The sequence below is a fragment of the Microscilla marina ATCC 23134 genome (assembly GCF_000169175.1).
Taxonomy (GTDB): Bacteria; Bacteroidota; Bacteroidia; order Cytophagales; family Microscillaceae; genus Microscilla; species Microscilla marina.
Map to the genome: position 1 here is coordinate 34,408 of NZ_AAWS01000027.1, position 16,345 is coordinate 50,752.

Sequence of the window (16,345 nt, forward strand, 5' to 3'; positions counted from 1 at the left end):
CACCTGTCGACCTACATCAAAAATATACGATTCACTTATTATTAAATTATGGGGCATATACCAGCGTCTGTTAATACTGAGTTGCTCAATTTTATTGCGAATAGTACCCGTTTACCGGTAATTGTTACCCGTATTACCGGAGAAATTATGTGGGTAAATCAAGGAACGACGGCTTGGTTTGGGTACACTCAACAAGAATTGGTGGGTACGTATATATATGCTTGGCAAGCTCAGGAGCAATCTGCTCTGAAGCAGGTTTTATCAGGTAAAACAAACATTGAACAAGCGTTTGTTTTTGTTGATAAGCAAGCCCAGGAACATCAGGTGAAATTTGAGGTTTCCCCTCAACAAGAGCAGGTAGTTTTTTTTGGGCACGAGGTAAACAAACCTTTGGCTGTTACCCACAACTCTTTGCGTTATCATCGCCAGCTCGAAGCCTTGATAAATAATTACCCTGGTGGAGCCATTACCATTGTAGACAAAAACCTGTGTTTGATATACCCACAAGGACAAACTTACCAACAGAACACGCTTGGCACCCAATTATTTAAAGGAAAACACCTCAAAGACTTTGCCCCAGAAATGGTGTATCAGGCACTGTTAGACAAAATGCATTTGCTGGAGAGTAAGCAGTCGTTTAGCCACAAGGTGAAAATCAAGGGCTTTACTTTTACCAACGTGTACCAGCCCGTGTTTGACGAAAATGGCCAACTTGATTCTATTATCATCATTACCAACAATGTTACAAGGTTACACCATTACCAACAACAGGTGACCGAACACCAAGGCAAATACCAGGCATTGTTTGAGCTGGCAAGTGATGCCATTATGTTGATAAACCCCGTAAGCCGGGAAATAATAGATGCCAACCAAGCTACTGTGCAACTGTTGGGTCATAGCAAAAAAGAGCTTCAAAAACTTAACAGAAATGATATTATTGCTGCTGAAGTACGAGATGAGACCTTACAAAACTGGACTAAACAGTTGGCTGAAAAAGAAGAAGCCAGGTTGGATACAGTGTGGGTAAACAAAGAAGGGAAGACTATATTGGTAGAAGTGTTGGGGAAAATTATTCATTTGCCTGGCGAAGAAGTATTGATGTTGATTGGGCGCGACAGAACTGAGTATATCAAGATTCAACAAGAGCTTCAGCAAAGTCATTTGATTTATCAAAGTTTATTTGAAAATGCCTTGGATGCTATCTTGCTGGTAAATGACGAAGGGCGCTACGTTGATGTAAACCCTGCTGCTTGTAAACTGCTAGGCTATAGCAAAGCAGAGTTGTTGAATTTGAGTGTATGGGACATTACTCCAGGTACCAACCAGACAGAAGGTAAGAAGATATGGCAAACTTTTATTAACCAGGCATACCTCACCGGAGAGTATGAGGTAATTTGCAAAGACGGAACCAGGCGTATTACAGAGTTTCATGCGGTGCCCAATATTCAAGCGGGCTTACATTTGTCAAATCTTCAGGACATTACTGGTAGAAAGGCGATGGAAAAGGCGCTTGCCGACACTACCAGAGATTTGAAAGAAGCAGTACAGGCAGGCAACGTAGGGCTGTGGTATTGGGACTTGCACACCAACACTGTTGAATACTCGCCTGAATGGAAAAAGCAGTTGGGGTATGCAGAAGAAGATGTTTTCAATACATTTGAAGATTTTACAAGTAGGGTGCATCCCGATGATCAACCTCTTTTGAATGCAAAAATAGCGGAGGTAATGGCAGGTGAAGTACAAAAGATAGAATGGAGTTTCAGGCTTCGCCGTAAGGATGACTTTTATTGTTGGGTATCGTTACAAGGGGCTGCTTTTACAAACGCAGCGGGCAACCTGGTGCGTATCAAAGGCACCCAGCTTGACATTACGGAAAGTAAACAAATGCTTCAGGATTTAAAGGAAAGCGAAAATCGTCTGGAGCTTGCGTTGAGTAGTGCAGGGCTGGGCACTTGGGATTGGAACCTTCAAACTGGAGAAATTATTTTTAACGAACGTTGGGCTAAAATTTTAGGCTATACACCAGAAGAGATTGCTCCCAACATAAGTACTTGGGAAAAGATAAGGGTACACCCCGAAGATATGCCCAGAGTAGAACAAGCCCTGAGCGATCACCTGGAAGGTAAAACTACTATTTATAGAGAAGAGCAACGCCTAATGACTAAATCGGGTAAGTGGGTGTTGGATACAGGAAAGGTGTTTGTGAGGGCTAAACACGGAGCTCCGCTCAGGGCAGTAGGTACTTGCCTTGATATTGACGAGCGCAAACGCAATGAAGAAGAACTTAAATCGCTCAACCATAAGTTTCAACTGGCTTATGAAGCGGCCTCTATTGGTGTATGGGAACACAACTATAAAACTGAGCAGTCTATTTGGGACGACAAGATGTATGAAATTTTTGGGGTAAGCCGCCAGACGTTTAAAACCGAAAAACAAAGTTGGATTGAGCAATTAGTGCACCCTGACGACCGAAACAGGCTCAAAGAAGAAATAGCTACCTTTTTTCATTTGGGTATCACTATTCAAGAAAACGAGTTTAGGGTGATTACTCCCGGAGGCAAAACCAAGTATTTGAAAAGCAGTGCTTATATAGAGTATGACAACAGTGGAAACCCTCTTTTTGGTACAGGGTTGAGCATAGACCTTACTTATATAAAAGAAGCCGAAGCAAAAGCTAAACAAGCCAGTAAAGCCAAGTCAGAGTTTTTAGCCAATATGAGCCACGAAATAAGGACTCCGCTCAATGGAGTGATTGGTTTTGTGGACTTGTTGCTCGAAACCTCACTGAATGAGTCACAAAAAGAGTACCTCAAAACGGTGCACCAGTCAGCCCACACCCTGCTTGACATTATTACCGATATTTTGGACTTTTCTAAAATAGAGGCAGGCAAAATGGAAATTTCTATTACCCAAACCGACCTGATGCACCTGATTAACCAAGTAGTATCAGTAGTAAAATATACTGTATACCAAAAAAAACTGGAGCTGTTGTTAGACCTGTCCGATGATTTGCCTCAATTTATATACGCAGATGATGTACGGTTTAAACAGATATTGACCAACCTGATGTCTAATGCAGTAAAATTTACAGAGGCAGGAGAGGTAGTACTTAAGGTAGAGCTACTTAAGCAACTGCCAGACAATGAAGCTATTTTTCGGTTTTCGGTTAAAGATACAGGGGTGGGCATTGCTCCCGAAAAACAAAGCAAAGTGTTAGAAGCTTTTTCTCAGGAAGATGCTTCAACTACGCGTAAATTTGGTGGCACTGGACTGGGACTTACTATTACCAACAAACTACTGAAGCTCATGGAAAGCAGGCTAAAGCTGAAAAGTGTACCAGGCGAAGGTAGTATTTTTTATTTTGATGTGTGCTTTAAGTATGAGCCAGACAGTCAGGATAGCAAATGGACTGACCTTACCACAATAAAGAAAGTGATGGTGGTAGATGATAATGAAAAAAGCCGTCAGGTAATGCGTGAATTGATCCATCGACAAGGCCTGGAGGTGTCGTTGGCCAAAAATGGCATAGAGCTTTTGCAAAAGCTTACCCAAGGGCAACGGTATGATGTTATTTTGATTGATTACCAAATGCCTTTTATGGATGGTTTGCAATGCATCAAAAAAATTAGAGAGGACTTAAGAATACTACGTGCGCAACAAGAAATTATACTGTTAAGCAGTGTGGGCAATAGTGAAGCTATTCAACAACAATGCGACGAGTATGGGGTAGGGCAAAGCCTGGTAAAACCTACCCACTGGCAGCAGTTATACAGTGCCTTGCATAAACTGGCGCATACTCGACGTGTAGAAAATTATGCGAACCAAAAGGCTTACAAAGTGTTGATCGTAGAAGATAATGAGATTAATGCTATCCTCACACAAAGTATTTTGGAACGTATTCTGCCCAATGCTACGATCAAAGAAGCCCTCAACGGAGCCGAAGCAGTAGCACAGTACCAAACTGAAGCGCCTGACCTTATTTTTATGGACATACAAATGCCTGTGATGAATGGGCATGAGGCTTGCAAAGAAATAAGGCGATTGGAGCAGGATTTTTCTCATCCAACCAAAATTATTGCGCTTACCGCCAATACTTCGGCGGGTGAAAAGGAAAGATGTTTAGCTTCGGGAATGGACGATTATTTGAGCAAGCCCATTGCCCAGACAATGATCGAAGATTTGCTTATAAAATGGCTCAACATTGATTAAATACATTATTGAAGTTTATATAAGCGTTTACATATTGAGTGTTTAAAGTGAGCATTTAGGTGTTGAGCTTGTGTGCTACATTGGTGTTTTTGAAACATTATAATTTGGTCCTAGCTGTTACCTTTACCTTTCTTACCCGTTTAAAGCAAATAAGAGTTTGTTCAAGTGAGGCTTACCCATCATTATTATACAACTTACGATGTTGTTTCTGAAAAATAAATCAAAGGACTATTGTTTTAGCTCAACCCTGGTGTTATTGTTATGGCTGGGGCTATACACCACTTATGGGCAATCTACCATTGTAATTACCCAAACCCAACAAATGCAGTTGATTGGCAAGCAGGTATTGTATTATGAAGATACCACCGCACAGCTCAGCTTAGAAGACATCGGGCAACCCAAGGTACAACGACAGTTTAAACCTCTCAACAAAGATATTTTTAATCAACAGCCCAGCCAGTCGGTGCTTTGGTTTAAGTTTATATTGCAAAACAAAACCGGACAAGATCTTTGGTTGGAAACGGGTGACTCATTTGCTTATTATATCGACTTTTATCGCCCCAACGCTAAGGGTAAGTATGCCTCGCCCATCAAGTTAGGGGTGTTGCGCCCAAAAGAAAATAAGTTAGTAGCCTCTAATTTTTATTATGTGCCCTTGTCTAAGTCTGACTCAGTGCAAACCTACTATTTGCGCAAAGCAGGTGATTTTACCCATTACCACGTATTTCAAGCAGGTACCCTTCAGGCATTGCACAAACACATAAAAGTGTATGACTATATCCTGGCAGGCTTTTTAGGCGTTATTTTGTCCCTTGCGTTGTACAACCTGATGCTTTTTTACTCTACTAAAGACAAGATATACCTCATCTATGTAGTTTATTTGCTTTACTCTTTTGTCAATGTTCCCTTCAACAATGGCTATGCGTTGTTTTATGGGAGCTTTTGGTGGCAATATTTTTATGTGTGGAGCAACCCTATATTTATTGTTATCAGTTTGTTTGTTATACACTACCTTCAGTTGTCAATCATCGCCCCCCGTTTGTCTCGCTGGATACAAGCAATTACAATACTCCTTTCGGGCATATTTCCATTACTCAATTTATTCCGCTATCCACACTTTGTGCATACGGTGATGCCTTATCAATTAATACTTATGGTATATATGTGCAGTTTGTTGGGAGCAGGTGTATATATGTGGTACCAGGGGTTCAAAAATGCCCGTTTTTATGTAATGGGTTGGTTCTTTGCCATCTCTAGTGTATTTATCCATATCTTGGCGCTTGAGGGCGTTTTGCCTTCTCATCAACTGTTTCACCATAGCATTTACATTGGTGTAAGCCTGGAGGCGCTCTTGTTTGCCCTGGCACTGGGCGACCGATGGAATTTGCTCAAAAAAGAGAAAGAAGTAGTGCAGGCTGAAAACCTGCGTTTGGTCGAACAACAAAACGACTTGCTTGCCCAAAAGGTAGAAGAAAAAACCAAAGAGTTACAGTTGGCGTACGAAGAGGTACAAACAAATAATGATGCCCTAAAAATGACTCAAGAGGTAGTGGCAAATCGAAACGAATTGCTTGCTGCGCAAAATGATGAATTGTCTCTGTATCGTACCCGTATAGGGCAAAGCTTCAGAGCAGCACAAATGATTCAGGTAGCTTTGTTACCACCCAGCGAAAGTATGGCAGTGGCTTTTGCCGATTACTTTGTGTTTAATAGACCTAAAGATGTAGTGTCGGGTGATTTTTACTGGCTGTATACCTATCAGCAAACCAAAGTGTTGGTAGTGGCCGATTGTACCGGGCACGGAGTACCAGGGGCTTTTATGACTTTTATAGGCAATAATTTACTGGATAAAATCATTAAAATTAATGGCGTTACCCAACCCACCAAGGTGCTCGATGCGCTTAATCGTGAGGTACAAATGGTTTTTCAGCAACAAGAAGCCTCTAAGGGCTACGAAGGAGGCATGGATGCCGCAGTGGTGACGTTTACTTCATTGCCCAAACAAGCTACTGAGGTCATATTTGCCGGAGCCAAAAGCAACTTATGGTACATTAGTCCGCCACAACATACCTTACACGAAATTACAGGCACTCGAAGGTCGGTAGGGGGCTTTCAGCCTAAAGGCAAAAAACCTTACCAAACACATCGTATTGAATTGCCTCCACATAGCTTGCTTTATCTGGGGTCTGATGGTTTGCTTGACCAAAACAATGAGCAACGCCGTAAATTTAGCAGTGCACAGCTCAAAAAGGTGTTATTGCAAAACTCCCACTTGGCGCTTCCAGTACAAAAGCAGCATCTTGCCCAAGCATTGCAACAACACATGCAAGACACCGAACAGCGCGATGATATTTTGTGGGTTGGGTTAAAGTTATAGTGATTTTAGCCAGCAATTAGTAATTGCTGATGCTCACTTTGCAAACTATAAAAAATACTTACTCACCCCCATTTTTCTTCTTTTCTTGTTGCTCTTTTAGCTTTCGTAAGTACTCTTGTTGGCGTTTTTTGATCTGTTCTTGTTGTTCTTTCAGTTTGCGTCGATATTCCTCTTGCTGTTTTTTTATTCGGTCTTGTTGTTCCTTAAGCTTACGCTGATATTCTTCTTGTTGCTTTTTGACTCTTTCCTGTTGCTCCTGCAACATTTTTTTGTAAGCCTCCTGGCGCTTCTTCTCCTTTTCTCGCAGCTTACGCAAATATTCTTGTTCTTGCTCATAGTATGCCTGCCTGATAGAATCTTCACGGCGACGGAGCTCTTCTAATTTTATTTTATTACGAATACCCCAATAAGCATCACGCGAAGCAATATGATTAGGGTCTTGCTCCATGGCTGTTTTGAGGGTTTTCAATGCCTTTTGGTCAAGGTTTTGATAAGTGTAGCACAGCCCCAGGTAGTAGTGGGTACGTTCAAACTTACGGTTATACTTTAAGGTGTTTTCTAAATACTCTTGTGCCTCTTTGTATTTGCCCAGGTCGAAAGTGTAACGCCCCAGGTAATAACTTGCCTGGTATATTTCGGGATTTGTCTGGTAGGTTTTTTTATAAAAAACACGGGCACTATCCACCTTGCGTCTTTGGCGATAAGCCTCTGCTTTATTGTAATTTAAATAATCGTGTTCTGGCTCATATTCCAATCCCTTGCTGGCATACTTAATGGCTGTTTTGGGCATGTCATACCGATTAAACAAAGTAGCCAGGCTGTTATAAGCATTGGCATAATCGGGACGTTTGCGAATGGCACGAAACAAAAAACGCTTGGCATTTGCGGTATCTTGTTTTTCTAGAGCAAGGTTACCCTTGATAAAGTCGATGCGAGGGTCTTTGGGCAGCATTTGCGTGGCAAGGTTCAGTGTTTTGCCCGAAGCATCAAACTTTTGATTGATGAGTAAAAGTTCGCCCGATTGAATGAGTGTTTCAGGGTTTTTGGGGGCTAACTTGCGGGCGTGCAAAATAGCCGAAAGCGCTTTTTTAAACTCCTTGTTTTGGCGGTATACCTGAGACAGTAAAAAGTAATACTTGGCTTGTTGATTATCTGCTTTGATGGCACTTTGCACATCGTCAAAAGTTTTGTCATAGTTGTCCTTACGGTAATGAAACAACGCCCTTTTATAATAATTCTCGGCACTTTTGGGGTAGTTTTCAATGGCATCGTTCAGCGCCCTGAAACTTGCCCCCGAAAGATAGTTGTCAGTATCTGGTACATCGTACACCGTGTCGTTTTCACGCACGTAGCGGTCGCAAGCCCATAGTGTGCTTGCCATAACTATGATTAATAACCTTTTGAGCATAGGAATATATGAATTTCAAACGAGGACGAAGTTAAAAAATAAAGTGTAAACGGGGAGGAGATTGGGTGAATTTATTCAAGAGCGATAAGCTTCGAGCCACAAGTGCCAAGTTGTATACTTGCTACTCATAGCTTGAAACTTAGCCTGCCCACACTATTTCTTAATCTTTCTTTTCTTCCTTTTAGGTTCTCCAATCAATTTGCGAAAAGCAAGCGCTACCTCTGGTATACCATTGCCCTCGCCCAGTTCAAGGTTAGAACCAAAGCGGAGATCATAACTTAAGCCCAAAATAAAATGAGGGGTGTAATACTCAAACGAAAATATCATGGCATTGTCAATGCTATACCAGGCACCTACTCCAATGCTGGTGTGAGGGTCTTCTTGTTTGGGGTGAATCTTGGTGAGCACTCCCACATTTACCTGACTGCTGTTGCGTTGCTGTATCCAACGTATTTTGGGCAATACCGTAAAGCGATCGTTGTCGTATACCCTCAGCCCGGCAGCAGCCACCATACGCATAGGCAGCAAGTCGGTGTTTTGGTTAGCAGCACGCTCAAAAAAAGTAACATTGGGTTGGTTAAAATTATAAGCCGAAAGGCTGAAGTAGTTTTTAAACCGGCCATGTTTATCCTCTGAATAAAGCATCATTCCAGCACTAAAAGTAGCAAAACCAACAGCACTGCCTACAAAGTCTTCATTTGCCGGAAGAGATGGGTCAGCCCCTCCATATACAAACTGACTTTCGGTGACCAGGTCGGTTTCCAGACTACGACGAAAATACCCCATTTGCATGCCAAAACTCAAATAACTGGTACCCCCCACGTCAATGTTATGGGCATAGGTAAGGTGCCCTCCGGTAGTTTTTAGCTTGGTTTGGTCGCTGCCTTTTTCTACATCTTGCAATACCGAAACCCCAATGCCTCCCCAACGGTGTACATGCTCAATCTTACCAAAGGCGGCATTGTTCCTAGACCTTTGTTTGATAAAAGGAACCACCACCGACAACATAGAGGTAGCGTAAGATTGCCCGGTTTGGGTAAGTTGGGTACGATAGTTAAGCAGTGCCAATAACTCGCTTTTGGCAGCCACAGCTGCCGGATTGAGCAACAGTGGGCTATGATGAAACTGTGAGTACTGAATATTTTGGGTAAAAGCTGTATGACCAATCAGGCTGAAGAGTAAGCAAAACCCAGCAAATGTCTTTTTGAAAAAACTCATTATATGCTATATTTTATGTTTTGAAAGAAGCAGGTACTAACGTACCAAAACCACACTTCCGCTATTGTTACCATTGAATGTAAGGGTTTTGCCATCGGTAAACTTGCCTTTGACATACCACATATATACCCCAGCAGGTTGGTCTTTACCGTTGAGTTTGCCGTTCCACCCAAAATTGAGCGCCTCGTTTACATCACTGGTTTGGTACATCAACTTGCCCAGGCGGTCGAACACCCTAAAGTTAATTTCACTTACATCTTCGTGGGTTACGATTCTAAAAAAATCGTTGGTTCCATCATTATTTGGAGTAAAAGTATTGGGCAAAAAAGCATTACGATTGATCCCTGGGTCTATGGTAATGGCTACCTCCTCTGACCAACCCGATGCACTAAAACTTTGGTCGATGGCTTGTACGCTAATATAATAAGTTTTGCCCCAGCTAAGGTTGCGCAGTGTCCAGGTAGTATTGCCTTGAATATAACCTGCCTGCGCTATCTGTCTTAGTCCGGTAGTCAGGTTGGCATGAGGCGATTGGGTTTGAAGCTCGCCTGGTCTGAGCCCTATCCGTAGGTTATAGCTCAGACCACTGGCAGGGGTAGAGCTGTCAGAGGAAGCATTCCAGTTGAGTACCAAAGTATTGGATTGTGCCGGATTGATTGCTACTGTGAGGTTTGTGGGGGTAGCGGGTGGCGTATTGCTTGCAAAAGTAGAGGTTTGGTTGCGGTAAAGAATTGTTCTGCCGTCAAAGTTTACACTGTCCAATCCGGCAATGACCATATCCAGGTCACCGTCGTTGTCATAGTCAGCCCAGCCAGCACTGCTTACTTGGGCATCTGTTACAGTCTTGGCGGTAGTATCTGCCGTCAAGACTGTAAAGCCACCGCTACCATTGCCCTGATACACCAGCGAATACACTTTTTTCAAGGAATCGTTGCGCCCCGTTAGCAGTATATCCAGGTTGCCATCACTGTTATAGTCGCCCCATAAAGCCTTGCCTTGGTCAGCCTGGGCAATGTTGGCACCAATATCATTGAATACTACTGTATCGTTTACCAAGTCGTTTTGGTAAATTTTGGTCACTGCTTGTGTGCTGTCCCAGCCGGTAAGCAACAAGTCAAGGTCACTGTCATTGTCAAAGTCTCCCCAGGCAATAGAGCCCCAGGCCACTGCCTTAAAACCCGCTAATTTGCTATCTTCAAACGAGCCGTTGCCCTTATTGCGGTAAACCTGCGTGGTTACCCCAGTAGAAAAGCCATCAGTAGTCCCCATAAACGCAAGATCAGCATCACCGTCATTGTCATAATCGCCAAAAGCAATAGAGCCGTTATAAAACCCTGGAATATTGGTAATACCACTGTTCTCCAGACCTCCTTGTCCGTTGTTACGATAAATAATGGTAGAGGCGCCTGTAGGCAAACCGTCACTGCTACCTGTAATGGCTAGATCTAAAAAACCATCGTTGTTGTAATCTACCCATGCCACTGCACTTGACGAAACTCCCTGAAGGGCAACACCACTGTCAACAAATGCCCCACCATCGTTGCGGTAAAGGTGTGCCACAGTAGCCCGTTCGGCATCTTCTCCGGTTACTATTAGGTCAAGATCACCATCACTATCATAGTCTCCCCATGCCACTGCCCCCTTTTGAACACCCACTAGTTCGGTACCAGTGTCGGTAAATGCTCCATTGTTGTTTTGGTACAGCTTGGTGATAATCTGCGTAGTGGTTACATTGTTGGCGTTTACACTATTGAAACCAGACACTACCAGGTCGAGGTCACCGTCGTTGTCATAATCTCCCCAAGCCACGGCACTGTTGTACACCCCCAAAAAACTTGTACTACCATTTACCGGGTTGGTTACTTCTGTAAAAGTTTGTGCCCATGCACTGGTATTAAGCAACAACAGGCATAGTACTCTTGCAATTACTTCTTTTTTTAGCATAATTAAATGTGTAATAAGAGCTTTGTTAAAAACTAGTGTTCAGAGAGTTACAGCATACTTTTTGCCATAAAACCTCCCGATCACTACCACCATTTAAGCAGGCTCAAATGAGTGATTAGGTACTGAAAGTTAGTCAAAAAATGTTAACAGAAGGTTGAAAGATATCAATGATTTTCCAGGTTATTTGTCTGGCTGGATAATTTGATTTCTCAATATGGTTATTTCTTTGAAAATACGTTGTAGTGTTTTCTTTGGAATTTGTGCTTTTTTTTCTTCTACTATCAAAGTCCCATCCGATCTTTTCTTGGTTACCTGACGGCTTGTCTTTATTTCGGCAAACGCCTGGCGTAGTTTTTTCAATGAATTAATCAATTGGCGTACATAAGGTTTACTTTCATAAAAAGAAAGTAAAGCTTCTATTTGCTCCAGTACAAGCTTTTGTTCTACAATCTCATGGGTCAGTATTTTGTTGGGCTTTTCCAGGTCCATACTCACTGTCAGGTACATAGACTCAATCCAGCCCCCGGTAAGGCTTAACAATGAGAGTTCAGGCTTTTTTTGTTCGTTAAAACGATTGTCCAGTTTAGCAAAAATATCATTGGTAATTTTAAAAAGAGAGTCCAGGTCATCGCTGTGTGTGACCAGGCGTTGAATCACTTCAAAGTTAAACAGTTCGGTGCAGCGCAAACTGTCTGCCATGCGTTTGACCGCCGTAAGGTGTAAAAATGCCTGAGACTTGGCTTCAGGGGTGTCATGGTAAATATTAATGTAGCCCAAATCGGTGCTATACACTCCCAGGTTGAGGGCTTGTTTGGCATCAGAGTGGTAGCTTCTGGCATGGCTGATGGGGTTGAGTAGGTTTTTGCGAAACTTAATGCCGACATCTTTGATCAAGTAAGAAATTTCTAAAGAGTTGGGCAAGGTCTGGATCACGTTACGCAATAATTGTTGTTCGGTTCTTTGCGCCAGGGCAACCCCCGATACACACAAAACAAGCAGGAGTGATGTAATGATTTTTTTCATATAAACGCTTTTGGAGTGGTTATCAACTTTTATTGTTCAAGCATAATACGCGTACTTGATACCGAAAGTTAATACATATAAAAATAAAGCTCAAACAGCCGCCATAATCATACCTTTTTGCTTTGCTTATGCGCAAGGTGAGATTCTTACATCTTGAAGGTACACCAAGGGCTAAACTTATGCCTCATCAGCAATTTTGTAGTAGTAGAGTATGTCTGTTCATTGCCTATTCACCCCTAAGTGGATATATTATCTATTTGCATAGAAATACATCAAGCTATTTTTTCTCTTCATATCGCCATACCCGCATTTGCAGTTGGTAGCGAATGGCAACAAACCGGATAATGATAATAAGTGAAACAGCACTAATGGTCACATAAGGTTCGTTTACGTCGAAAAAACGCAAGATCATAAATAGTACCCCGCCCGACAAACAAGCCATGGCATATATTTCTTTGTGAAAAATCAACGGAACTTCGTTGCAGAGTGTATCGCGAATGACCCCACCAAACACCGCTGACACCATTCCCATAAGCACTGCAATGGTGGGGTGTACATTTAATAAGAGGGCTTTTTGCAAGCCCAACACGGTAAATACCCCAATGCCTATAGTGTCAAATACAGAGAAAGTGCGTCTCCAGGAAATAATATAACGACGAAACAATATGGCACACAAAAAACCAATGCCTATAGCATTGAGATAGACAATATTTTTGACCCAACCCAACGGATAACTCCCTAAGATGAGGTCGCGAACAGTACCGCCACCCACTGCCGTGATAAAGGCAATAAAGGCTGTTCCGAAAAAATCGAGGCGCTTTTCGGCGGCGGCCAAAGCCCCACTAATGGCAAATACAAAAGTACCTATGATGTCCAGCAAATCAAGTAAATCCATGGGGGCAAGGTAAAAGCTTGGCTTTATAAAAACAATAGGGGCACAGTTTTTTACTCAATTAAAACAAAATAATATTCTGAATAGTAATTATTGTATATTTTTCGGTAAGAGATTGATATGTGGCGAGCAATAAACAGAAGCTTTTAAAGGGGTGTTAAAAGCCTTAGTAGACGGATGAAAGTCTTTTTATAGCCGTTTTATATCAGTAGCTTAAATAGTATTATAGTAATTTTTATCAGGAGGGTGTTTCCATTGCTTGATCTTTATGCATTGCTACCATCAATAAGTCCTTCATGGCTTGTGCCTGCCCAAGATTATTAGTAGGGTAAGCTAAAGTATGTGGTGTTGTATTTCCGGATTCTTCTGTAAAACTTATCTTGCCTTAAAGGTAACCAATCCAAAGTATATCTATCTGCTTTATTTTTTAGTTGGTTTGCCATCATTATATCTTTTTTGTTTAATCACTGCCCATATTGCCGCCTAAGCGCCTCATAAGATTTTAGGTAAGCCTCACGGCTTTTTACCTCTATGATAATCCAAGGGCGAGTGCCCGAACCCTGCTCAATGTTTGTCAATGCTTCAAAGAAACCCGTAAAATCCATGTTGCCTTCGGTATAAGCAATGTGCTCGTCGCGTTTGCCAAAATTGGCGTGCAAATGCACATAGCCCAATTGGTGGCTATAAGTATTTACCCAATCCAACACATTTTTGTTATCGCCAAATACGTTTAAATGTCCCGTGTCGAGGCAGGTAGCAAACACTTGTGGATCGAGCTGATTGAGTATTTGGTGAATGTAATCAGCTGTAGGCTCGCCTGTATTTTCAAGATAAATAGTAATGCCATGTTTTTGGGCATCGGGCTGCAAAGCCCTCCAAAAATCTATTTGCTGCCCTACCCAATAGCGTTTCATGTCATCATCGTTGCGACGCGAAGTATAATTGGGATGAAATACTACTTTGTTTATGCCCAGTTCGTGGGCAATCTCTAAGCTTTGGCGCATTCTAAACTCCGCTACTTGCCTAATCATAGGTTCGCGTACTGCAATGCGCAAATCCCAAAAAGCCCCATGCATAGTCACTGGATAGGGAAACCCCTTGAGAATGTCTTGAGTTTCTTTGATATTTTTTTCCAGTGCTCCTTCAGCAAGCACCTCAGGAAAAGCAAAGCCCGAAAGCTCTATACCCAAACCTTTTTGCGCCATTTCGTCGGCAACTCGTTGGTTGAGGTCTAATATAGATACTAAAATAGGTGGGGTGTTCATCGTAGATCATTTTTTACAAGTAACATGAGGCAAGCCGTAAGCAACCAGTTGGGTTTGCTATTGAAGCTTGCAAGTATAATGGTTATGCCAGGTCAAAATCAACCTTTGCCTTTTCTACTCCATTTACGATAATCGCCAGGTGGTGTTTACCCACATGATGTTTTCTGGTAGTCATATTTCTAAGGCTTTGTTTGCGTGTAAACGTCTTTACCTCGTTTGGGGCATATTCACTTTCGTTAATCTGAAATATTTTGCGCGAAGTTTTGCCATTGGCTTTCATGTAGTCTATGCCATACTCTACCCTGAGTTTGGCGGCCGCACTTGCCCTTACCGTAAACGAAAACTCAAGATTGTCGCCAATAGCAAGCGACGTTTCTTTGAGCTTGAGCTGTTCTATTTGTACCTCCGTAGCATCGCCAAAACCAAAAATAACCAATACGTCAGCATTGCCCTGCTTGAGCAAAGTTCGGCAAGCGTGTTTTACAATCCAATTGGTTTCTTTGTTTGAGCCAAACCAAGATTTAGCCGTTTTTATCACTATTTCAGGGTGGTCTTTAGCAATGTCGTTCAGGTTATTTGCCACACTACGGCGTACGTAGTCGGTAGGGTCAGTGTTTAGGTTTTCTAACAAAGGCAAAATTGGAGCAGGGTCTTTTTTGAGCATGCGCAAAGGGCTTGCCCAAGGCAAACGAGGGCGACAACCTTCGCTGGCAAGGCGGCGCACGTGGTGGTTGGGGTGGGTAGACCATTCCCGCATTTTTGTCATTGTTTGGTCAAAGTACTTTTCTATAAAAGGGCGAATGGCAAACTCAGCACTGGAGTATTGGGTAAAAAGCTCAAGGGCAGTGATAGACGTTTGCCAGTCATTTTGCCCGTATACTTCTACAAAATCAGGAAACAACATGCCATCAAAGTCAGTGAATTGGGGAGCTACCTTTGACAAAACTTCAATGGCTTGTGTATAATCTATAGGCAAAGTTTGTTGTAAACATTGCGATGCGTGCCGCATGCGGGCTTTTAGCTCCAGGTTTGCCCATTGGTGGTTATACAATAACTGGTGAAAACTTTGAGCGTCGAACTCAGGGTATACTTGCAGAATTGATTGACTTAATTGATCAAAAAAAGCGGGTTGAAAATAGCGGTCTTTGAGTAGCTTTGTCATAATAGTCAAGTAGTTTACAATTTGAGTAGCAAGATAAAAACAAGCCAGAGAATTGACTGCACAAATGGCTAACTTTAGCTGTAGGATGAGTGATCGTTGAAATAATGAATTGGGGGGAGGAGGTGGTGTTACACTTAGGAGATAGACATCGCCCACACCAATAATTTTAATCGGGTATGGACGAATATTTTCTGTATGCTGTTTGCTACAACTCGGCTTTTACATACTCTTCAAAGGCGATCTCTCCCCCTGCGTTTTCTATATATTTTTTAGTTTTTTTGTAAAACACTTTTATTTTTCTGCCCTTATATTTTGCCTGATCAGCCTCAATAGTTTGGTAGGTAGCATCAGGTTTAAATACCCAAAAATCATGGGTTTTGCCTTGAGCATCTTTGATGATAAAGTGAAACAAATCTCCTTGCTCTATTTCTTGAAAAATCCCTTCTACAAAAGCCTCCTGAGTGCCCTCGGCTTTAGTCTCTTCCCCTTTCTTGTCATCGCTGGTTGTTTTTGCAGGTTTCGTATTACCAGTAGTTTCAGTGTTTTTGTTAGATGTTTCACTGTTGGTTTTTGCGTTGGTATCCGCCTTGGCTTGTTGGTTTTTGGTGTTGTTTGTACCCTCACCACAAGCAGCAAGCAAAGTAACTGCAGCAATTATTGCCACCAAATAGTTCGTAGTTTTTTTCATTGAGTGGGTTGATTAGTTGAGAAAGCCACAATATAAGAGAATGTGTCAGAAATAGAAAACCAGGGGAAACGAAATGAAAAAAGAGGAAATAAATAAGGCATTATTGACTTGATTTGTCAACAATGCCCGTTACACTACATCTAAAAATTAATGGTTTTT

Annotated in this window: 10 protein-coding genes; 2 read left to right on the plus strand and 8 right to left on the minus strand. The window is 42.1% G+C overall.

The window, feature by feature from the left end; genetic code table 11:
• Positions 1–48 precede the first annotated feature (48 nt).
• Together M23134_RS22465 and M23134_RS22470 are read left to right on the plus strand one after the other, a co-directional pair.
• Positions 49–4,209 (plus strand): PAS domain S-box protein, encoded by a 4,161-nt coding sequence (locus M23134_RS22465; protein ID WP_004156363.1) that lies wholly within the window; start codon positions 49–51, stop codon positions 4,207–4,209.
• 199 nt (positions 4,210–4,408) lie between these two features.
• Complete coding sequence (locus tag M23134_RS22470) at positions 4,409–6,586, plus strand: 7TM diverse intracellular signaling domain-containing protein (RefSeq protein WP_004156364.1); 2,178 nt, start codon at positions 4,409–4,411, stop codon at positions 6,584–6,586.
• Between the two features lie 58 nt (positions 6,587–6,644).
• Here M23134_RS22470 and M23134_RS22475 read toward each other — a convergent pair whose 3' ends face one another.
• The 8 genes from M23134_RS22475 to M23134_RS22510 form a co-directional block, all read right to left on the minus strand.
• Positions 6,645–7,967 (minus strand): tetratricopeptide repeat protein, encoded by a 1,323-nt coding sequence (locus tag M23134_RS22475; protein WP_045114120.1) that lies wholly within the window; start codon positions 7,965–7,967, stop codon positions 6,645–6,647.
• 180 nt (positions 7,968–8,147) lie between these two features.
• On the minus strand, positions 8,148–9,212 hold the full coding sequence (locus M23134_RS22480; RefSeq protein ID WP_004156368.1) for a PorP/SprF family type IX secretion system membrane protein: 1,065 nt from the start codon (positions 9,210–9,212) through the stop codon (positions 8,148–8,150).
• A 36-nt stretch (positions 9,213–9,248) separates the two neighbouring features.
• A complete protein-coding gene (locus M23134_RS22485) occupies positions 9,249–11,156 on the minus strand; it encodes an FG-GAP-like repeat-containing protein (RefSeq protein ID WP_004156371.1) in 1,908 nt (635 codons plus the stop codon).
• Between the two features lie 180 nt (positions 11,157–11,336).
• Positions 11,337–12,179 (minus strand): hypothetical protein, encoded by an 843-nt coding sequence (locus tag M23134_RS22490; RefSeq protein ID WP_004156373.1) that lies wholly within the window; start codon positions 12,177–12,179, stop codon positions 11,337–11,339.
• 277 nt (positions 12,180–12,456) lie between these two features.
• On the minus strand, positions 12,457–13,074 hold the full coding sequence (locus tag M23134_RS22495; protein ID WP_004156375.1) for a trimeric intracellular cation channel family protein: 618 nt from the start codon (positions 13,072–13,074) through the stop codon (positions 12,457–12,459).
• A 461-nt stretch (positions 13,075–13,535) separates the two neighbouring features.
• Positions 13,536–14,336 carry a sugar phosphate isomerase/epimerase family protein gene (locus tag M23134_RS22500; protein ID WP_004156378.1) on the minus strand — a complete coding sequence of 267 codons (801 nt, stop codon included), beginning with the start codon at positions 14,334–14,336 and terminating at the stop codon, positions 13,536–13,538.
• 82 nt (positions 14,337–14,418) lie between these two features.
• On the minus strand, positions 14,419–15,498 hold the full coding sequence (locus M23134_RS22505; protein ID WP_004156379.1) for a DNA alkylation repair protein: 1,080 nt from the start codon (positions 15,496–15,498) through the stop codon (positions 14,419–14,421).
• A gap of 205 nt (positions 15,499–15,703) precedes the next feature.
• Positions 15,704–16,186: a hypothetical protein gene (locus M23134_RS22510; protein WP_004156382.1), complete on the minus strand. Its 483-nt coding sequence runs from the start codon at positions 16,184–16,186 to the stop codon at positions 15,704–15,706.
• Positions 16,187–16,345 lie beyond the last annotated feature (159 nt).